Source organism: Nonomuraea sp. NPDC003804, assembly GCF_040610675.1.
GTDB lineage: Bacteria > Actinomycetota > Actinomycetes > Streptosporangiales > Streptosporangiaceae > Nonomuraea.
This window is the reverse complement of the sequence record NZ_JBEXMT010000001.1, coordinates 446,524-464,287: the sequence shown is the minus strand read 5'-3', so window position 1 is coordinate 464,287 and position 17,764 is coordinate 446,524. Positions and strand designations below refer to the sequence as shown.

The following is a 17,764-nucleotide window of genomic DNA, read 5'->3' as shown; positions in this document are numbered from 1 at the left end:
TCACTCTGCGGGAATCAGGGTGGGCCGGGCCGGCCGGGGATCACTTCTTGAGAAGCGGCACGACCTGGTCGATGGCGTAGGGGATGCTCAGTACCGTGTTGAAGGACAGCGCCGCGCCGATCGGCGGGTCCTGGTAGGTCAGGAAGAGGTCGCGGCCCTGCCTGGCCACCTTCAGCTGCTTGTAGACGCTGTCGTTCCTGATCCGCTCCCACGGCTGCTTGCCGGTGGTCAGCCAGACGAGGCGGTCGACCTCCAGCAGGCTCAGCCCCTCGGAGCCGAACTCGGCCACGTTGGACTTGCCGGCCTGCCTGGTGATCTCCTCAGGGACGGTGAAGCCCAGCTCGGCCAGGAACGCCGACTTGGGGTCGCCCTTCTGGAAGGCCGAGTACTGCCCGGCCTTGAAGCTGTCGGCGGCGACGGCCGTCAGCCCCTTCCACTGCGGGTTGTCGGCCCGGACCTTCGCGAACCGGTCGGCGATGCCGGCGATGAGCCGCCTGGCCGTGTCCTCCTCGCCGAGGGCGCGGCCGGCCAGCAGCGTCATCTCCTGCCACGGGGCGGCATAGGGGTCGAAGCCCTTCGGCTGGGCGACGACGGGAGCGATCTGCGACAGCTTGTCGTAGTGCTCCTTCTGGATGCCGGAGTACATGGCGAAGATGAGGTCGGGCTTGAGCGCGACCAGCTTCTCGAACTTGACGCCGTCCTCGCGCAGGCCGAGCACGGTGGGTTCGGTGCCGCCCCACCTGTCCTTGGTCCAGGGCCAGTCGGAGAACGGGCTGCGCTGGAACCAGTCCACGACGCCGACCGGCTTGAAGCCGAGCGCGAGGACGGGCTCGTGGTCGCTCAGGCCGATGGTGACGATCCGCTCGGGACGCTTGGCGATCTCGGTCGTGCCGTACATGTGCTCGACCTTCACCGGGAAGGCCGATCCGGTCGCCGGGGCGGGCGAGGCGGGGGCGGGCGCCGCCGTACCGGCCGGGGTGGGACTGCCGCAGCCGGCGGCGACGGTCAGCGCCAGTGCGGCGAGCACTGTCGAGAGACGCTTGGACATAGTTTCCTCTTCCGGATCTGAAGTGTCACCGGCACGCAGACTAAGGTAAGCCTTACCTATCTTCAATCGCGGAAAAGTCTTGCGCGAGGCGACTGAGTGAGGTATGCCTAACCTAAAAAGCGGAAGATCGGATCTTCGTGACACAGCAGAGAACCGCCGCGGCACGGCGGCCGCTCCTGATCGCGGTGAGCGCGGGGGTCCTGGTCGTGCTCTGCGCGCTGTCCCTGGCCGTCGGCAGCAGGGCGATCCCGCTCGGCCAGGTCTGGACGGCCCTGGCCGATCCGGCCGCCGTCGACCCCGAGGTCGCGGCCATCGTCGGCGGGACGCGGCTGATCCGCACCCTGGTCGCCGTGCTCGCCGGAGCGGCCCTCGGCCTGGCCGGAGCCGTCATGCAGGGGCTGACCCGCAACCCGCTGGCCGATCCCGGCCTGCTCGGCGTGAGCGCGGGCGCCGCCTTCGGCGTCGTGGTCGCCGCGGCCGCGCTCGGTGTCAGCGGCCTGCTGTCGTCGGTCTGGTTCGCCTTCGGCGGCGCGGCCGTCGCCAGTGCTGTGGTCTACCTGCTGGGCAGCAGGGGCAGGGGCGGCGCCGCGCCGGTCAAGCTCGCCTTGGCGGGCGTGGCCGTGACCTACCTGCTCGACTCGCTGACCGGCGGCATCGCGCTGACCGACCCCGAGGCGCTCGACCGCTACAGGTACTGGTCGGCCGGCTCGCTGACCGGGCACGACGGCGGGACGCTGCTGGTGCTCCTGCCGTTCCTCGCCGGCGGCGCCGTGCTGGCGTTGAGCACCGCGCCCGCGCTCAACAGCCTGTCCCTCGGCGACGACGTCGCCGCCGCCCTCGGCCGCAGCCTCGTGTCCGTACGGCTGCGCGGCGCGCTCGCGGTGACCGTGCTGACCGGGGCGACCGTGGCGGTCACCGGACCGATCGTCTTCGTCGGGCTCGTCGTCCCGCACCTGGTGAGAATCGTCACCGGCCCCGACCACCGCTGGCTGCTGCCCGCCTCGATGCTGCTGGCGCCCTGCCTGCTGCTGGTGGCCGACATCCTCGGCCGCGTCGTCGTGCGCCCCACCGAGCTCGACGTCAGCCTGGTGGCCGCCTTCCTCGGCGCGCCGTTCTTCATCGCCATGGTCCGCCGTCGCAGGCTCGCGGAGCTGTAGCCGATGCTCGGACCGCATCTCACGCGCTCCCGCGACCGCCTGACCTTCCGGGTGGACCGGCCCGCCGTCTCCGGCGTGCTGCGCCCCCGGCTCGTGCTGACCTGGCTGCTGCTCGCCCTCGTGACGCTCGCCGTCCTCTGCCTGGCCGTCGGCGCGGGCGCGGGCGACTACGCGCTTGCGCCCGCCGCCGTCGTCCGCGCGCTGGCGGGGGAGGGGGAGCGGGCCGACCTGTTCGTGGTGTGGGAGCTGCGGCTGCCCAGGGCCGTGGTGGGTCTGCTGGCCGGGGCCGCCCTCGGGCTGTCGGGCGCGATCTTTCAGGCCGTCACCCGCAACCCGCTGGCCAGCCCCGACATGCTGGGCATCACCCAGGGCGCGGGCGCCGCCGTCGCCGCGGGCATCGTGCTCGGCGCCGGCGCCGGCCTGGGGCTCCAGTGGCTCGGCCTGGCGGGCGCCGTCGCCGTGGGCGTGCTGATCTACCTGCTGGCCTGGAAGCGCGGCACCACCGGCTACCGGATCGTGCTGGTGGGCATCGGGGTCAGCTGGATGTGCGTCAGCCTCACCTCCTACCTGCTGAGCAGGGCGGAGCTCCACCAGGCGCAGAAGGTGCTGGGCTGGCTGGTCGGCAATCTCAACGACCGGGGATGGGCGCAGGCGGGGCCGCTGGCCGTGACGCTCGCCGTCCTGCTGCCCGCGGTGCTCCTGCTGGTACGGCTGCTGCGGACGCTGCGCCTGGGCGACGACGTGGCCGGCGGGCTCGGCACCCCCGTGCAGCGCACCCGCCTGGCCCTGCTGCTGTGCGGCGCCGCGGCGGCCGCCTTCGCCACCGCCGCGGCCGGGCCGATCCTGTTCGTCGCGCTGGCCGCGCCGCAGATCGCCCAGCGCATGGCCCGCACCGCAGGCCCGCCCGCGACCGCCTCGGCTCTCACGGGCTCAGTGGTCGTCCTGGTCGCCGATCTGGTCAGCCAGCGCCTCATGGCCGACTCCGTGCTGCCCGTCGGGGTGGTGACGGGCGTGCTCGGCGCGCCGTTCCTGTTGTGGCAGCTCAGCCGGGCCAACCGGCGGGGCACGGGAGGATGAGACACGTGACGTACCCGTCGCTGCGGGCCAGCGGGCTGACGCTCGCCTATGACGACCGCGTCGTCGTCGACGGCCTTGACCTGGAGATCCCGCAGGGCAGGATCAGCGCCGTCATCGGCGCGAACGCCTGCGGCAAGTCCACGCTGCTGCGCGCCCTGGCCCGGCTGCTGGCCCCCCGTGACGGCGCGGTGCACCTGGACGGCCGCGCCATCCACACCATGCCCACCCGGCAGGTCGCCCGGCACCTCGGCATCCTGCCGCAGTCGCCCGTCGCGCCCGAGGGGCTGACCGTCACCGACCTGGTCGGGCAGGGCCGCTCACCGCACCAGACCTGGTGGCGGCAGTGGTCGTCGGCCGACCAGGACGCGGTCACGCACGCGCTGGTGGCCACCGGCATGCTCGAACACGCCGACCGGCCGCTGGACGAGCTGTCCGGCGGCCAGCGGCAGCGGGCCTGGATCGCCATGGCGGTCGCCCAGGGCACGCCCGTGCTGCTGCTCGACGAGCCGACGACCTACCTCGACCTGGCGCACCAGATCGACGTCCTCGACCTGGTCGTCGACCTCAACCGCCACCAGGGCCGCACGGTCGTCATGGTCCTGCACGACCTCAACCAGGCCTGCAGGTACGCCGACCAGCTGATCGTGATGAGGGCCGGGCGCGTCGTGGCGGAGGGGCCGCCCGCCGACGTGATCGACGCCGAGCTGGTCGAGCACGTCTTCGGCATGCGCTGCCAGGTGGCGGCCGACCCGGTCAGCGGAACCCCGCTGATCATCCCGATCGGCCGCCACCACGACGGCGACGTCAGCGCCGGCCCGCGTAGGAACGCGCGCGGCTGATCGAGTGGACGATCTCGCCCACCCGCACGGCGGTGTTCGACAGCAGCGTCGAGGTGATGCCATGGGTGTGCTCGGTGGCGCCCTGCACGTAGATGCCGCAGCGCATCGCCTCCGTCGTGGCGACGCGGTAGTCGCGCTCGATCCGCAGGCGGCCGTCCGGCAGCCGCAGGCAGTGCTCGCCGGCCTCGCCCAGCAGCGTCAGCGGGTCGCCGGGACGGTAACCGGTCGCGTACACCAGCAGGTCGGCCTCCAGGACCGTGCGCTCTCCCGTCGGCAGGAACTCCACCGTCACCCGGGGCCCTTCGGCGACCTCCACCACCTGGGAGGCGTTGAGGATCCGCAGCCGCTCCACGCCGCGCACCTTCTCCTGGTAGTGGCGCCGGTAGAGCTCGTCGATGAGCTCCAGGTCGACCACCGAGTAGTTGGTGGAGGCGTGGTAGTCCAGCAGCCGCCGCTTCACCTCGTCCGGCGCGGTGTAGAAGTGGTCGACGGCGGCGGGGTCGAAGATGCGGTTGGCGAACGAGCTGTCGTCGGCGGGCGTGTAGCCGTACTTGGCGAAGACGGCGCACACCTCCGCGCCGGGGAAGGTGCTGTGCAGGTGGTCGGTCACCTCGGCCGCGCTCTGGCCAGCGCCCACCACGACCACGCGCCGCGGCTCGCGCAGCGTGGGCAGCCGGTCGAGGAGCTCCTCGCTGTGCCAGACGCGCTCGTCGCTCACCACGCCCGGCGGCAGCACCGGTTCCAGGCCCGCGGCGATCACCACGTTCCTGGTCCTCCTGGTGGTCAGCTCGTCGGAGCAGCCGCCCTGGCGTACCACCACGTCGAGGAACTCGATCACGCCGTCGACGGTCACGGGGGTGATGGCGACGACCTCGGACCGGTACTCCACCTGGTCGGCGAAGGAGGCCGCGGCCCATTCGAGGTAGTCGTGGAACTCCAGACGCGAGGGGAACATCGTCTTGTGGTTGATGAAGTCGACCAGCCGGCCCTTGTCGCTCAGGTAGCTCAGGAAGCTGAACGGGCTGGCCGGGTTGCGCATGGTGACCAGGTCCTTCAGGAAGGACACCTGCATCGTCGTGCCCTCCATCAGCATGCCGCGATGCCATCCGAAGGCCGGCTGCTTCTCGAAGAAGACCGCGTCGAGCGGGGCGTGTTCCCGTAACGCGATGGCCAGGGCGAGATTGGAGGGACCGAAACCGATGCCCACGAGATCGTGGACGTGGTGCTCCGACGGGGGCATTGATGACCTTCCATGGTTAGGTTAGCCTCTCCTAATTAAGGCGAGCCTAACCTTTTCCGATCCCCCCTACAAGGAGACGCCATGCGGGTCGTGATGTTCGGCTACCAGACGTGGGGCCACCGCACGCTGCGAGCGCTGCTGGACTCGGGCCACGAGGTGGCCCTCGTCGTGACGCATCCCAAGAGCGAGCACGCCTACGAGCGGATCTGGGGCGATTCGGTCGCCGACCTGGCCGCGGAGCACGGTGTCCCGGTCCTGGTGCGCGACCGGCCCGGCGACGAGGAACTGATGACCAGGCTCAAGGAGGCCGACCCCGACCTCATCGTCGCCAACAACTGGCGCACGTGGATCCCGCCGGAGATCTTCGCCCTGCCCCGTCACGGCACGCTCAACGTGCACGACTCGCTGCTGCCGGCCTACGCCGGGTTCTCCCCGATCATCTGGGCGCTCGTCAACGGCGAGAAGGAGGTCGGCGTCACCGCGCACATGATGGACGCCGACCTGGACGCGGGTGACATCGTGCTCCAGCGCGCCGTACCGGTGGGCCCCGACGACACCGCCACCGACCTGTTCCACCGCACGGTCGACCTGATCGGCCCCATCGTCGCCGAGTCGCTCGAGCTCATCGCCTCCGGCCGGACGGACTGGACGCCGCAGGACCGCTCGAAGGCCAGCTTCTTCCACAAGCGCTCGATCGAGGACAGCAGGATCGACTGGACCTGGAGCCCCGAGGAGATCGCCCGGCTGGTCCGCGCCCAGTCCGACCCGTACCCCAACGCCTTCACCCACTACAACGGCACGCGCATCAGGGTGCTGCGCGCCTCGGTCTCCCGGGGCAGGTACGGCGGCACGCCCGGCAGGGTGTTCATCCGCGAGGGCGACGGCGTGGTCATCGTCGCCGGCGCCGACGCCAGGCGCGGCCGCAGCCACGGCCTGGTGATCGAGCGGGTCCGCAAGGACGACGACGTCGAGCTGCCGGCGACGGAGTTCTTCACGACGATGGGCGGCTACCTCCGCTAGGGGCGTCCGCCGGGGCTCAGGGCCTGTCCGCCGTCGCGCGGCCGGCCTGCTCCGGCTCCGCCGGCGTCATGGGATGGGCGGCCTCGGTGCGCAGGCCGTCCAGGAAGAAGGACAGGCACCGCCGCCAGGCCTGGGGCGCCACCCCCGTCGACTCCCTGATCACCTGCGACATCGCCCAGACCAGCGTCGCCACGTCCTGCGCCGTGAAGTCGGCGCGCAACTGCCCGCTTCGCCTGGCCCGCTCGATGACCTGGTCCACGTCCCGCAGACCGCGGTGGCAGGCGTCGCTCACCTCGGAGGTGCTGGGGAAGCGCCGGGCGAGCGCGTCGTTGAGCCCGCGGTCCTCGGCCTGCAGCGCGAAGAGCCCTTCCAGGAAGCCGGCGAAGCCGTTCCACGGATCGGGGTCCTCCAGGGCCGCGGCGGCGATCCGGTCCAGGGCCGCCAGCCGTTCGGGGAAGATCGCGTCGAAGAAGGCCTCCCTGGTGGGGAAGTGGTTGTAGAGCGTGCCGATGCTGACCCCAGCCGTGCGGGCGATCTCCTCCAGCGGCACGTCGAGGCCGCGTTCACCGAACAGCTGGGTCGCGGTGACCAGCAGCTTGTCGCGGTTGCGCGCGGCGTCGGCGCGCAGGGGTCGTGATCCCGTGGCCATGTTTCCCATCCCATTAACTCGAGGGCGCCCTCAGATTATGTTACCGTCGACATAACCTGAGGGCGCCCTCGAGTTATTTGTCACTGCGACTCGGAAGGCAGCACTGTGTCCTTTTCCATGTCTCAAACCGCCCGCGGGACGGCTGTGGTCATCGGGGTGGGGCCCGGCCTCGGGCTGTCCGTCGCCCACCGCTTCGGCCGCGAAGGCCACACCGTCGCCCTGGTCTCCCGTACCGGCGCCAGGCACGCGGGGTACATCGCCGCCCTGGCCGAGGAGGGGATCGAGGCCGCCTCCTTCCCCGCCGACGTCCGCGACGGCGACCAGCTCCGCTCGGCGCTTGAGGCCGTCACCGCGCGGTACGGCGGCATCGACCTGATCTACTACGGTCCTGGCGCGATCGACGGGCCCCGGCCCAGGCCGATCACCGAGGCCGACACGGCCGGGGTGCGGGAGGCGATGAGCTGGGTGTACCCGGCCATCGACGTGACCGGCACGGTGCTGCCCGGCATGATCGAGCGCGGCGCGGGCGGGCTGCTGTTCGCGGGCGGGCTCAGCGCCGCCGTGCCGATGCCCGCGCTCGGCGACCTGGCCGTCTCGTCGGCGGCGCTGCGCAACTACGTCCTGACCCTCAACGCGGGGTTGGCGGGAACGGGGGTCTACGCCGGGATGCTCACCATCGGCGGGCTGATCGAGCGTGGCGACATCCACCAGCTGGTCACGTCGCAGCCGGAGCAGTTCGGCGACGTGGGGGACAAGACGCTGAACCCCGACGCCATCGCCGACGCCGCGTGGCAGATGTACACCACGCGCGACCGCGCCGAGACGACGTTCAGCGCCTTCGCCTGACCCGGGACCCGCGGTCGGCTCGCACGTCCCCCCGGTCGGCCCGCACGCACGTCCTCGTGCGGGCCGACCAGGCTCAGCTCGCCCGCCTGCGGGCCAGCAGGTGGGCCTGCGGGAAGCCCCTTTGGGGGTCCTCCTCCGGGGCCGACACCAGCCGGGCCACCTCGGCGATCCCGGCCTCGCGCAGCAGGCCGGCGATCCGGTCGGGCGGCCACCGGTAGGCCGGGGTCACCTTGTGGTCGAACATCTCCGCCGGCCCCGCCGGATCCTCGTGGGCCTGGAAGGAGACGAGCAGGTGGCCGCCCGGAGCCAGCACCCGGCCGAACTCGGCGAAGATCTCCGGCAGCCGCTCCGGCGGGGTGTGGATGATCGAGTAGCGGGCCAGGATCCCGGCGAGGGAACCGTCCGCCAGATCGAGGGCGCCCATCGAGCCCACCTCGAACCGCAGCTCCGGGTGCGCCCGGCGGGCCAGCGCGATCAGCTCCGGCGACAGGTCGACGCCGAAGGCGGGCAGCCCGCGATCGTGCAGCTGCGCCGTCACGTGGCCGGGCCCGCAGCCGAGGTCGGCGACCGGCCCGCCCCCCGCCGCCCGCACGACGTCGGCGAACACGGCGATCATGGCATGGTCGAAGGTCAGGGTCGGGAAGACCGTGCTGTTGAACTCGGTGTACGGAACGGCGGCCAGGTCGTAGGCGGCGCGGGTGGCGCGAAGGAAGTCCGGTTCGATCACGGGTGACCACCGTAGTCCTCCGGGGCCGCGGCCCGGACCGTCCCCGGACGGCCGCCGCGGCCCCGAGGCGGCGGGCCGTCAGACGAGTGCCGCTCCGCTGAGCCTGCGCGCGTGCTCCCTGGCCGCGGCGTGCGCGGCGGCCTGCGAGGCGGCCGCCGCCTCCCGCAGCGGCGCCATCGCGGGCGTGGTCTCGGCCAGCGTCAGCTCGGCGGTGATGACGTGGAGGTCCAGGCCGAACACCTCGGTCAGGATCTTGCGCAGGTAGGGGTCGGCGAAGTCCCAGCCCTCCCTCGGCGTGCCGGGGCCGTACGCGCCGCCGCGCGACAGGACGAGCGTCGCCGGACGGCCGGCGACGGGACTGTCGGCCGGGCTCATCCCGAACGTCCGGCCGGGGATCAGGACCTGGTCCAGCCACGCCTTGAAGGTCGACGGGGCGCCGAAGTTGTACATCGGCACCGCGAACAGGTACGCGTCCGCCTCCAGGAGCTCGCGCACCAGCGCGTCCTGCAGGAAGGAGGCCGTCGCCTGCTCGGCGTCGTGGTCCTGGGCGGGGGTGAGGCGGGCGCTGATGCCCGAGGCCGTCAGGTGCGGGATCGGCCGGGAGCCCAGGTCGCGGTAGGCGACGGTGCCCTCCCACGCGTCCTTGAACGTCTCGGCCACCCCGCGGGAGACCGAGCCGGCGGGTACGGCGGAGGCGTCGATGTGCAGCAGATGAGCCACGATGATCCCTTTCGTCTGTTGAAAAGATAATCTGTGAGACAGATTGTCTGTCCATCAGCTTATCTGTCAAGTGAAGTAGCATCGGGCCATGAAGACTGAGCACGGGCTCCCCGCCGGATTCGACACCAACCTGGGGTGGCTCATGGGGCAGGTCTTCCACGCGCACCTGACGGCCGCGCAGCACGCGCTCGCCGATTTCCCCGGCTCCCAGCGCGGCTACATGGTGGTCCACGCGGCGGTCAACGGCTGCGCCCGCAACCAGATCGACATGGCCAACCAGCTGGGCCTCGACCGCACCGTGATGGTCTACCTGGTCGACCAGCTCGTGGCCGCGGGGCTGGTCGAGCGCATGCCCGACCCCAACGACAGGCGCAGCAGGGTCATCGTCGCCACTGACGCGGGCAGGGCCAGGCTCGCGGAGGCCGCGCGGGTGCTCGGTCTGGTCGAGGAGCACGTGCTGCGCGCGCTCGACCCCGACGAGCGCGGGCGCTTCCGCGACATGCTCCGGCGTCTGGCCGCCCACCATCTGGCCAACGGCGGCAACGAGCACGACGCCTGCGTGGTCGCCGAGGCCGTCGCGGACAAATAGGGATATTTCCCTACATCGTGCGCGTGGCTCATCGCTACGCTCATGACCTCGTGAAGAGCACCCCCATGGGCCGCTGGCTGCCCGCTTTCCTGCTGCTCGCCCTCATCTGGGGCAACAGCTTCTTTTTCATCAAGGTGGCCGTCGGCGCCCTGCATCCCCTCCAGATCTCCTTCGGCCGGATGGCCATCGGCGCGGCGACCCTGCTGGCCGCCCTGGCCGTCAGCCGCAAGGCGCTGCCACGCGATCCGCGCCTGTGGGGACACTTCCAGGTGGCCTCCGTGGTGCTCACCACGCTGCCGTTCACCCTCTTCGCCTACGGCGAGCAGTACGTCTCCTCGGTCGTGGCCGCCATCTGGAACGCCACCACCCCGCTGTGCACGCTCGCCTTCACGCTGCTGCTGCGCACCGAGAAGCCGAACGCCGGCAGGGTCGCCGGGCTCGGCCTCGGATTCGCGGGCGTCATGGTGGTGCTCGGCGTGTGGCAGCCCATGGACGGCGGCCAGCTCGGCGGCAGCCTGGCCTGCTTCGGCGCGGCCCTCTGCTACGGCATCGGCGGCTCCTACCTCGGCCGTTTCGTCACCGGACGCCGCACCGAGGCGCCCGTCGTGCTCGCCACGGGGCAGCTGATGAGCGGCACCCTCCAGCTCGCGGTGATCACCGCGCTGGCGGGAGTGCCGCTGGTCGACCTGTCCGCGCCGCCCGCGGTCTGGTGGAGCATGCTCGGCCTCGGCGGGCTCGGCACCGGCGTCGCCTACCTGCTGCTGTACGGCGTGCAGGCCAGGGCGGGGGTGACCACCACCTCGACGGTGACCTACCTGCTGCCGGTGTTCGCGGTCGTGTCGGGGGTGCTCGTGCTGGGGGAGGGCCTCACCTGGAACCAGCCGGTGGGCGCGGTGGTGATCCTGCTGGCCATCGCGATGACCCAGGGGATGGTCCGCCTCGGCCGTACCCCGGCCGCCGTGGCGCCCCGGACCGAACCCGAACCCGAACCCGAACTCGAACTCGAACCCACGATCCCCTCCAGGACGTGACGGCGTGCACCGGCCGCGACGGGAAACGACCCATGGGTTCCTTGAGCGGCCGGGCGCCGTCGTGGTCGCAGCACCTGGGCGCATGGACGGCGAAGGAGGAGGACCTGGTCCGGGCGGTATCCGCCCCGACGGCGGTTACGGCGGGATCGCCTCGATAGCGTCCCGCAGGGGTGCAACGCCGGCCCGAGCTCGCCCAGCGGTGGCGTGCCGTTCGGCGGCTCCAGCGGCTGCCGCGCCACGTCGGACGCAAGCGCGGCCTGGAGATGATCCTGACCGGCGACCCGATCCCGGCCGCCCGCGCCGCCGAGATCGGCCTCGTCAACGCCGTCGTACCCGCCGACGACCTCCTCGACGCCGCACGGAACCTGGCCGCCCGGATCGTCCGGCACGCGCCGACCGCCGTGGCGGCCTGCCTGCGCGCGGTCACCCGGGGCGTCAACCTGCCGATCGACGAAGGGCTCGCGGTCGAGGCGGCCTGCTTCGCCGTGACCGTGCCCACCGACGGCGTACGGACCGGGCTGCGCCGGTTCCTCGACCGCTCCGCCGTGTCCGGCTAGCCCGTCGGGAGAGCCACACCCGCGGCGACCGCGTTCCGCGACTGTCCCGGGGACGTCGCGCGGGCACGGCGCGGCGACGGCCGAACGGCCGGCGTCATGCGAGTGACGGTCGTGTCAGGACCCGGCGAGGACGCGCGCCACGTACTCCTGCGACGGTGGCCCGAAGCGGGCGAACACCTCGCCGATCGCGGCGTGCAGGGCAGGCAGCCCCCAGTCGTCAGGCAACAACTCCTGCGGTAGCGGGGGCGTCCGCAGGGTGTCCACCAACGCGCCCCCGAACAACCGGATGTAGGCCGCCAGCGCTGCGCCGTTCGGCTCGACAGGTGTCATCGGCTCCCGGGCGGCGGCCCGCAGCCGAACGGCGTGCTCGTGGAAGCGGCTGTTCAGTTCGCCCAGTTCCCAGGCGCGATAGGCGACGTCGGCCGCGTCCGCCGTCGACAGCCCGACGCGTCCGTAGTAGACGGTCCCCGCGGGCGGCTGGCCGCCCAGTTCCTCCAGGAGGTGGGCGCGGCGGTCGGCCGGTGAGATCAACACGCCTGGCTGCATGAGCCCGTAACGGGCGAGAGTGGCGGCGCGGCGCAGCCGGTCGCGGTAGGCGCGCTGGGACTCGGGGACGGTGTAGAAGACCGCGTGGAAGTAGCCGTCCCAGACCGGCGGCGGCCCGGCTCGCCGGTCCCGGGCCCGCCGGAAGTCGGTCAGGAAGTTCCCGGCCAGGTGGTAGTCGGCCCCCCGGCCGCGCGGCGTGGCGGCGAGCAGGCCGTCACGCCGCATCCGGGCGATCAGCGAACGCGCCGCGCCCTCGGTCAGTCCCACGTCGGTGAGGAGCCGTGTCAGGACGGTTCCGGGTAGCTCCTCTCGGCCCGCCACCCCATAGAGGAACGGGACAACTCCAACGTTGGCACCGCGTGAGACATTTGCCGGACCCTGCTGACCTGTTACGCTTTTGCTCACGTTCGTGAGCTTAGTCGACATATGACGAAGTGGGGATCGAGATGACACAGAAAAAGGCGCAGGGCGGCAGAGGTGGGGCGGTGCTGGTGAATCTCGTCCCCTCGATCCTGTTCGGCGTGGTCCTGCCGTTCGTGACCTACGGGATGCTGACCGACCGTGGCTTCGCCCCGGTCACCGCGCTGCTGCTGGCCTCGCTGTGGCCGGTCGGGGATCTGGTCCTGTACCTGGCGGTCAAACGGCGGGTGGACGAATTCGGACTGATGATGCTGGTCCTGCTCCTGCTCGGCGCGCTGAGCGCGGTCGCCTACAACACGACCGAGCTGTTCTTCGTCAAGGACTCGGCGATCACCGGGCTGCTGGGGCTGACGTTCCTGGGCAGCCTGGCCCTGCGCCGGCCGATCATGTTCTATCTGGGCCGCAAGTTCGGCACCGACGGCACGCCCGAGGGTCTCGCCGCCTGGAACGGCCTGTGGCAGTACCCCGGCTTCCGCCGCACCCAGTACCTGATGACGACGGTGTGGGGGGTGAGCTTCCTGCTGGAGGCGATCGTGCGCATCCCGCTGACCTATATGCTGCCGACCGCGACGATGCTCCTGGTCAACAACGTGCTGCCGATCGTGGTGGTGGCGGCGTTGGTGACATGGACGATCTTCATGGCGAAACGGGGCCGTGCTCGCTCGGCCGCCGCGACGGCGGCCATGACGATCGAGAAGCAGCAAAGCACGGCCCCGATGCCCGCCGGACCCCGGTCGGCCGAGGGCTGACCCGACGGATCGCGGTCGTCCAGCTGTGATGGCGGGCGGTGGGCGGCCGGGACCGTTTACCCGGCCGGGTCGACGGGCTTCCGTGACCGGCCGCGCCCGCCCTTGGCGCCGTCGGTGGCCTTCCGGCCCGCCACGAGTGTGTCGCCCGGCAGCGGCGGCTCGGCGGCTTCGGACCCGGAGGAGCGGCCCGGTCGCGGATGTGGCGCGGTGTCCTCGCCGGCCCCGCCGTCCCCACCCGCCGCCAGAGACGCCGGTGGGGATGACGCCGGGGATGACACCGGGGACGGCGCCGCGGGCGCGGCGGACCTGGATGCCCGTCCCGGCGCCACGGCCGCGGGCCCGCTCGCGCCCGCCGCGCTCACGCCGTGCTCGCGAAAGGTCTCGGAACCGCCCGAACCCTCGCGGTCACGGTCCCCCGCACGATCACGCTGGTCACGGGCCTCCGCCCGGTCACGCACGATCTCGTGGTCACCGATCACCTCGCGGTCGTGGGCGGACTCGCCGTCCCGGGCGGTCTCGCGGTCACGGGAGGTGCCGGGCTCGCGCAGGGCGTCGATGACGGAGTCGGCCTCGTTGTCAGCCGCGAACTCGTCGGCCGCCTGGGCCTCCCGGCGTCTGATCACCACCATGTGGTCCACCGAGATCCGCCCCGCTCCCGTCACCGCCAGCAGGACGGCCGCCGCGCCCAGCGCCACGACCAGGTTGGTGTCGACCGGGTTCAGCGGCCGGGCGACCAGGAAGACGGCCAGCGTCTCGGCGAACAGCAGCAGCCCCAGCACCGGCGTGAACAGTCCGGCCACCAGCAGCGCGCCGCCGATCAGCTCGGTGAGCATGGTGATCGCCGCCCATGCGCCCGGCGCGGGGGCGCCCTGGGCGGCGAACTGGGCGCCGGTGGCGGTCAGGCCCACTTCGAGCTTGTGCCAGCCGTTGGCGAAGAAGAGCCCGCCGACCCCTAATCTGGCGGCGAGCGTGGCGAGATCGTGGAGGGTCCGTCTCACGGTATTCCTGTGACCTGAGCGGGTCATTCCAAACCTCGGTCACGCCGGATGAGCACGGCCACGGCGGCCGAGGTGACGGTGAGCAGGACCACGGAGACGATGATCGTCGTGTGCAGGGCGTGGACGAACGCCCACCGCGCCGCCTCGATCAGCGCGGCTCCCGCCTCGCCGCCCGTCTGCCTGGCCACGTGCGCCGCGGCGGCCATCGACTGGCGCGCCTGCTCCATGGCCTGCGCGGGTATCCCTGCCACGGTGGGCACGCCCGGCGCGTAGACCACCGCGGTGATCGTGCCGAGGACGGCGACGCCGAGCCCGGCGCCGAGCTCGTAGGCGGTCTCCTCGATGGCGGCGGCGCCGCCCGCCCTGGACTCCGGCGCGGCCGACATGATCGTGTCGGAGGCGGCCAGCAGCGCCACCTGCAGTCCGAAGCCGATGCCGACGAAGCAGACCGCCAGCAGGAACGAGTGGGGCTCCACGCCCCACGCCAGGGTCGGCGTCAGCGACACCGCCACCAGCGCGAGACCGCCGCTCATCGTGGCGCGCATGCCGATCCTGCGCAGCACCGCCGCGGCGGCCAGCCCTCCGGCGATCGCCGACAGCACCAGCGGCAGCATCCTGAGCGCCGCGCGCAGCGGGCTGTCGCCGAGGACCAGTTGCAGGTACTGGGCGAGCATGAGCTGCAGTCCGACCAGGGAGAAGACGCCGAGCAGCACGCCCGCCACGCCGGCGGCGAACGCCCTGTCCCTGAAGAGGCCGACGTCGAGCAGGGGATACGGCAGGCGCCGCTGCCGCCGTACGAACCACGCGAGCAGCGCCGCGCCCGCCAGCAGCACGGCGACGGCGCCCGGGTGGCCGGAGCCCGCCTCCTTGATGCCGAAGGCGACGGCCAGGATGCCCAGCACGGACAGGACCGCGCTGGTGGCGTCCCACGGACGGCCCGTGCGCTCCCGTGACTCGGGCAGCAGGAGATGGGCGGCGGGCAGCAGGGCCAGCAGGATGGGCACGTTGATCAGGAAGACGGCGCCCCACCAGGAGTGCTCGACCAGCAGCCCGCCGATCAGCGGGCCGATGGCCGCGCCCGCGGCGGCCACCGCGCTCCAGACCCCGAGGGCGATCGCCCGCTCGCGCCGGTCGGTGAAGACCTGGCGGATGATGGACAGGGTGGCCGGCATGATCATCGCGCCGCCGACCCCGAGCAGGGCTCGCGCGAGGATGAGCGTCAGCGGGGTCGGCGCGAACGCGGCGCCCGCGGAGGCCAGGCCGAACACCACGTATCCCCACAGGACCAGGCGTTTTCGGCCGTAGCGGTCGCCGAGCGTGCCGAACATGATCAGCAGGGGGGCCACGACCAGCGAGTACGCGTCGATGATCCACAACAGCTCGACGGAGGACGGCTCCAGGGCCGCCGTCAACGCGGGGACGGCGATGTGCAGCACCGTGGCGTCCACGGTGATGAGGAGCAGGCTGAGGCAGAGCAGGACCAGAATTGACCAACGGTTGGTCCCGCGCGCCGTTTCGGCCCGCCGCACACCTGGCGCGCTCTGCAGGATCGTCATGCGACGTCCATGACAGGTTCGCCTCGGTCATGGAACATGCGTGGCAGCTTAGGCGATGTCCGGCACGTGGCACACCCGGATCGACTGATCACATGGAGTGCTTCCACCTCTCTAGTGAGATACAGCCATATGTCCTGATCTATCGCAACGACCTGCACGAACGGATCATGGAGCGGTGGGGAGCGACGGCGAGGAACCGGATTCCGCTGCCGGATGGTGCGCCGTCGCTCTCGCCCACCTGACCGCCGAGCGCCCCGAGGCCGCGCTGGAGGCCGCGCGGCGAGCCGTCGCCCTCGAGCCCGCCGACGAGTGGCCGCACCGCCTGGCCAGCCTCGCCCTCGAACGGCTCGGCGGCGACGCCGAGGCCGTACGGGAGGCGGAGCGCGCCGTGCGGCTGGCGCCAGGCTCGTGGCAGGCGCGGCTGCGGCTCGGCGCCGCCCTGCGCCGCGTCCCCGGGCGCTGGCGCGAGGCCGCCGACAGCGCCGCGGCGGCGGCCCGGTTCGCCCCGGAGGCGCCCGAACCCCATGCCATGGCCGGCGACCTGGCGCTGCTGCGCGGCGACCATCGACGCGCGGCGGCCGCCTACCTGGCCGCGCTGCGCAGGAACGGCGCGCACGCCCCCGCCCGCGTGAACCACGGGCTGGCCCTCCTGCGCTGGGACCCGCCGCGCGCCCACCACGACCCCGCCTGGACCATCGACCCCCGCGAGACCGGCCGGGCCAGGCGCGCCCTCGAGGTCTGGTCGCGCCAGGCCCGCCTGCTGCCCGCCGTCGCCACCGCCGCCTCGGGCCTGCTGGTGGTCACGGGTCCGGTCCCGGCCGCGCCGCTGGGACTGGTCGGCATCATCGCCCTCGTCCTGGTGGGCGCGGCCAGCGTCCGCCAGGCCCGCAGGGTGCGGATCTGGTCCGTCGTCCCCGTCATGCTGGGCCGCGACCGGTGGTTCGGCCTGTCGGTGGCGACGGCAGGCATCGCCGTCCTCGCCTACGCCGCCTCCCTGCTCGTGCCCCTCGCCGACCCGCTCTGGGCGGGGCTGGCGGGAATCGTGCTGCTCAACGCGCCCGTGCTGGCCGTCCTGCGCGTGCTGTCGGAGGCCTGGCGCGGCAGGCCGGTGCTCGCCCTGGCCCAGCTGTCGGCCGCCTACGGCGAGCGCGCCGCGCGCCGGGACGTCGCCGTCGCGCTCTGGATCGTGCTGGTCAGGTCCTGGTCCGCGCTGGCGGCGCTGGCGGCGGCCGCCATGGTGGCCCAGCCCGCGGCGGGGCTGGCCGCGCTCGCCCTGCCGTACCTGCTGGCACGGGTCAGGCGGCGCGGAGGGCTGGCCGGCCTGGGCGCCTCGGGCGCCGACAGGTGGCTGGTGGCGGCGGTCGCGCTCACGCTGACCGCCGCGCTGGCCTGTGCGGCCGGGGGAGCGGCGAGCCTGATGCCCCTGCTCGTGCCCGGCGGCGAGCAGGTGGGCGCGTGGGCGTGGCGCCTGGTGCTCGGCGCGCTGGCCGCGGCGGCCGCGGTGTTCGGGCTGCGCGCGGCACGCGCCTGGTGGCGCGGCGCGCCGGGCCCGTGGCGGGCCGCCCTGATCATGGCCGAGCCGGTCATGGAGGGGGCGGGCCCGCCCGTGCGGCTCACCCCGGAGACGATGAAGGCCGTCACGTCCTCCCGTGAGATCGTGCTGGCCTGCGCCGACCCCCTCGGCCCCCGCGCGCTGGCTGTCGGCGCCGTCACCTCCGTCACCGCCTCGGGCGAGCTGCGGCTGATCGCCGGAGCCGAGGCGTGGGAGGCGGTCGAGCGCGACCCGCGCGTCGCCCTGTTCGCCGCCGACGCGGCGCACCGCCGCCTCTGGGCGGAGATCCGCGGCGTCGCCCTGCCCGACCCCGAATCCGACGTGCTGCGCGTGACGCCCCAGCAGGTCCTCGTGGGCGAGTTCCCCGGACGGCACCAGCGCCGGTAGCGGCACTCCGAATCGCCGCGTTCACGCGCGCCGTATAGCGCGGCGGCGACGCCTGT

The 17,764-nt window shown here is 72.7% G+C and carries 18 protein-coding genes; 10 read left to right on the top strand and 8 right to left on the bottom strand.

Features of this window, described 5'->3' with window-relative positions; all coding sequences use genetic code 11:
* Positions 1-40: 40 nt before the first annotated feature.
* Entirely contained in the window at positions 41-1,048 is a 1,008-nt protein-coding gene (locus tag ABZX22_RS02160; protein ID WP_354905155.1) for an iron-siderophore ABC transporter substrate-binding protein, read from the bottom strand.
* Positions 1,049-1,185: 137 nt separating this feature from the next.
* Here ABZX22_RS02160 and ABZX22_RS02155 point away from each other — a divergent pair, with 137 nt between their 5' ends.
* The 3 genes from ABZX22_RS02155 to ABZX22_RS02145 are packed head-to-tail and all read left to right on the top strand — an operon-like array spanning position 1,186 to position 4,121.
* Complete coding sequence (locus ABZX22_RS02155) at positions 1,186-2,205, top strand: iron chelate uptake ABC transporter family permease subunit (protein WP_354905152.1); 1,020 nt, start codon at positions 1,186-1,188, stop codon at positions 2,203-2,205.
* 3 nt (positions 2,206-2,208) lie between these two features.
* The gene (locus ABZX22_RS02150) at positions 2,209-3,282 is read left to right on the top strand and encodes an iron chelate uptake ABC transporter family permease subunit (RefSeq protein ID WP_354905150.1); all 1,074 of its coding nucleotides are present in this window, start codon (positions 2,209-2,211) and stop codon (positions 3,280-3,282) included.
* A gap of 5 nt (positions 3,283-3,287) precedes the next feature.
* Positions 3,288-4,121 (top strand): ABC transporter ATP-binding protein, encoded by an 834-nt coding sequence (locus tag ABZX22_RS02145; protein WP_354905148.1) that lies wholly within the window; start codon positions 3,288-3,290, stop codon positions 4,119-4,121.
* On the opposite strand, the gene ABZX22_RS02140 is transcribed toward ABZX22_RS02145, so the two are convergent.
* Positions 4,087-5,361, bottom strand: a complete 1,275-nt coding sequence (locus tag ABZX22_RS02140; protein ID WP_354905146.1) for a lysine N(6)-hydroxylase/L-ornithine N(5)-oxygenase family protein — start codon at positions 5,359-5,361, stop codon at positions 4,087-4,089. The two genes, ABZX22_RS02145 and ABZX22_RS02140, sit on opposite strands and share 35 nt — an antisense overlap.
* 81 nt (positions 5,362-5,442) lie before the next feature.
* Between ABZX22_RS02140 and ABZX22_RS02135 the strand changes: the two genes are divergently transcribed.
* Positions 5,443-6,381, top strand: a complete 939-nt coding sequence (locus ABZX22_RS02135; protein ID WP_354905145.1) for a methionyl-tRNA formyltransferase — start codon at positions 5,443-5,445, stop codon at positions 6,379-6,381.
* A 16-nt stretch (positions 6,382-6,397) separates the two neighbouring features.
* Here ABZX22_RS02135 and ABZX22_RS02130 read toward each other — a convergent pair whose 3' ends face one another.
* Complete coding sequence (locus tag ABZX22_RS02130) at positions 6,398-7,030, bottom strand: helix-turn-helix domain-containing protein (protein WP_354905144.1); 633 nt, start codon at positions 7,028-7,030, stop codon at positions 6,398-6,400.
* Positions 7,031-7,147: 117 nt separating this feature from the next.
* On the opposite strand from ABZX22_RS02130, the gene ABZX22_RS02125 reads away from it, so the two are divergent.
* Positions 7,148-7,876: an SDR family NAD(P)-dependent oxidoreductase gene (locus ABZX22_RS02125; RefSeq protein ID WP_354905142.1), complete on the top strand. Its 729-nt coding sequence runs from the start codon at positions 7,148-7,150 to the stop codon at positions 7,874-7,876.
* A 73-nt stretch (positions 7,877-7,949) separates the two neighbouring features.
* Here ABZX22_RS02125 and ABZX22_RS02120 read toward each other — a convergent pair whose 3' ends face one another.
* Both ABZX22_RS02120 and ABZX22_RS02115 read right to left on the bottom strand, forming a co-directional pair.
* Complete coding sequence (locus tag ABZX22_RS02120; RefSeq protein ID WP_354905140.1) at positions 7,950-8,603, bottom strand: class I SAM-dependent methyltransferase; 654 nt, start codon at positions 8,601-8,603, stop codon at positions 7,950-7,952.
* A 78-nt stretch (positions 8,604-8,681) separates the two neighbouring features.
* Positions 8,682-9,323, bottom strand: coding sequence for an NAD(P)H-dependent oxidoreductase (locus ABZX22_RS02115; protein WP_354905137.1), 642 nt, complete (start codon positions 9,321-9,323; stop codon positions 8,682-8,684).
* An 88-nt stretch (positions 9,324-9,411) separates the two neighbouring features.
* Here ABZX22_RS02115 and ABZX22_RS02110 point away from each other — a divergent pair, with 88 nt between their 5' ends.
* The 3 genes from ABZX22_RS02110 (at position 9,412) to ABZX22_RS02100 (ending at position 11,500) form a co-directional block, all read left to right on the top strand.
* Entirely contained in the window at positions 9,412-9,912 is a 501-nt protein-coding gene (locus tag ABZX22_RS02110; protein WP_354905135.1) for a MarR family transcriptional regulator, read from the top strand.
* Between the two features lie 50 nt (positions 9,913-9,962).
* Complete coding sequence (locus ABZX22_RS02105; RefSeq protein ID WP_354905133.1) at positions 9,963-10,943, top strand: DMT family transporter; 981 nt, start codon at positions 9,963-9,965, stop codon at positions 10,941-10,943.
* 170 nt (positions 10,944-11,113) lie between these two features.
* Positions 11,114-11,500, top strand: coding sequence for an enoyl-CoA hydratase-related protein (locus ABZX22_RS02100; RefSeq protein WP_354905131.1), 387 nt, complete (start codon positions 11,114-11,116; stop codon positions 11,498-11,500).
* Positions 11,501-11,614: 114 nt separating this feature from the next.
* On the opposite strand, the gene ABZX22_RS02095 is transcribed toward ABZX22_RS02100, so the two are convergent.
* Positions 11,615-12,472, bottom strand: a complete 858-nt coding sequence (locus tag ABZX22_RS02095) for a hypothetical protein (protein ID WP_354905129.1) — start codon at positions 12,470-12,472, stop codon at positions 11,615-11,617.
* 20 nt (positions 12,473-12,492) lie between these two features.
* On the opposite strand from ABZX22_RS02095, the gene ABZX22_RS02090 reads away from it, so the two are divergent.
* Positions 12,493-13,215 (top strand): VC0807 family protein, encoded by a 723-nt coding sequence (locus ABZX22_RS02090; RefSeq protein ID WP_354905127.1) that lies wholly within the window; start codon positions 12,493-12,495, stop codon positions 13,213-13,215.
* Between the two features lie 56 nt (positions 13,216-13,271).
* Here the strand turns inward: ABZX22_RS02090 and ABZX22_RS02085 are convergent, their stop codons facing one another.
* Both ABZX22_RS02085 and ABZX22_RS02080 read right to left on the bottom strand, forming a co-directional pair.
* Entirely contained in the window at positions 13,272-14,213 is a 942-nt protein-coding gene (locus ABZX22_RS02085) for a DoxX family protein (RefSeq protein WP_354905124.1), read from the bottom strand.
* 23 nt (positions 14,214-14,236) lie between these two features.
* Positions 14,237-15,769, bottom strand: a complete 1,533-nt coding sequence (locus ABZX22_RS02080) for an MFS transporter (RefSeq protein ID WP_354905122.1) — start codon at positions 15,767-15,769, stop codon at positions 14,237-14,239.
* Positions 15,770-15,944: 175 nt separating this feature from the next.
* On the opposite strand from ABZX22_RS02080, the gene ABZX22_RS02075 reads away from it, so the two are divergent.
* Positions 15,945-17,708, top strand: a complete 1,764-nt coding sequence (locus tag ABZX22_RS02075) for a hypothetical protein (RefSeq protein WP_354905119.1) — start codon at positions 15,945-15,947, stop codon at positions 17,706-17,708.
* The last annotated feature ends 56 nt before the right edge of the window (positions 17,709-17,764 follow it).

What these genes read in the sequence shown, in the direction of transcription:
- ABZX22_RS02130 (WP_354905144.1), bottom strand. Translation starts at nt 7,030, where the DNA reads ATGGCCACGGGATCACGACCCCTGCGCGCCGACGCCGCGCGCAACCGC.
- ABZX22_RS02080 (WP_354905122.1), bottom strand. Translation starts at nt 15,769, where the DNA reads ATGACGATCCTGCAGAGCGCGCCAGGTGTGCGGCGGGCCGAAACGGCG.
- ABZX22_RS02125 (WP_354905142.1), top strand. Translation starts at nt 7,148, where the DNA reads ATGTCTCAAACCGCCCGCGGGACGGCTGTGGTCATCGGGGTGGGGCCC.
- ABZX22_RS02095 (WP_354905129.1), bottom strand. Translation starts at nt 12,472, where the DNA reads ATGTCGACTAAGCTCACGAACGTGAGCAAAAGCGTAACAGGTCAGCAG.
- ABZX22_RS02150 (WP_354905150.1), top strand. Translation starts at nt 2,209, where the DNA reads ATGCTCGGACCGCATCTCACGCGCTCCCGCGACCGCCTGACCTTCCGG.
- ABZX22_RS02140 (WP_354905146.1), bottom strand. Translation starts at nt 5,361, where the DNA reads ATGCCCCCGTCGGAGCACCACGTCCACGATCTCGTGGGCATCGGTTTC.
- ABZX22_RS02135 (WP_354905145.1), top strand. Translation starts at nt 5,443, where the DNA reads ATGCGGGTCGTGATGTTCGGCTACCAGACGTGGGGCCACCGCACGCTG.
- ABZX22_RS02160 (WP_354905155.1), bottom strand. Translation starts at nt 1,048, where the DNA reads ATGTCCAAGCGTCTCTCGACAGTGCTCGCCGCACTGGCGCTGACCGTC.
- ABZX22_RS02090 (WP_354905127.1), top strand. Translation starts at nt 12,493, where the DNA reads ATGACACAGAAAAAGGCGCAGGGCGGCAGAGGTGGGGCGGTGCTGGTG.
- ABZX22_RS02110 (WP_354905135.1), top strand. Translation starts at nt 9,412, where the DNA reads ATGAAGACTGAGCACGGGCTCCCCGCCGGATTCGACACCAACCTGGGG.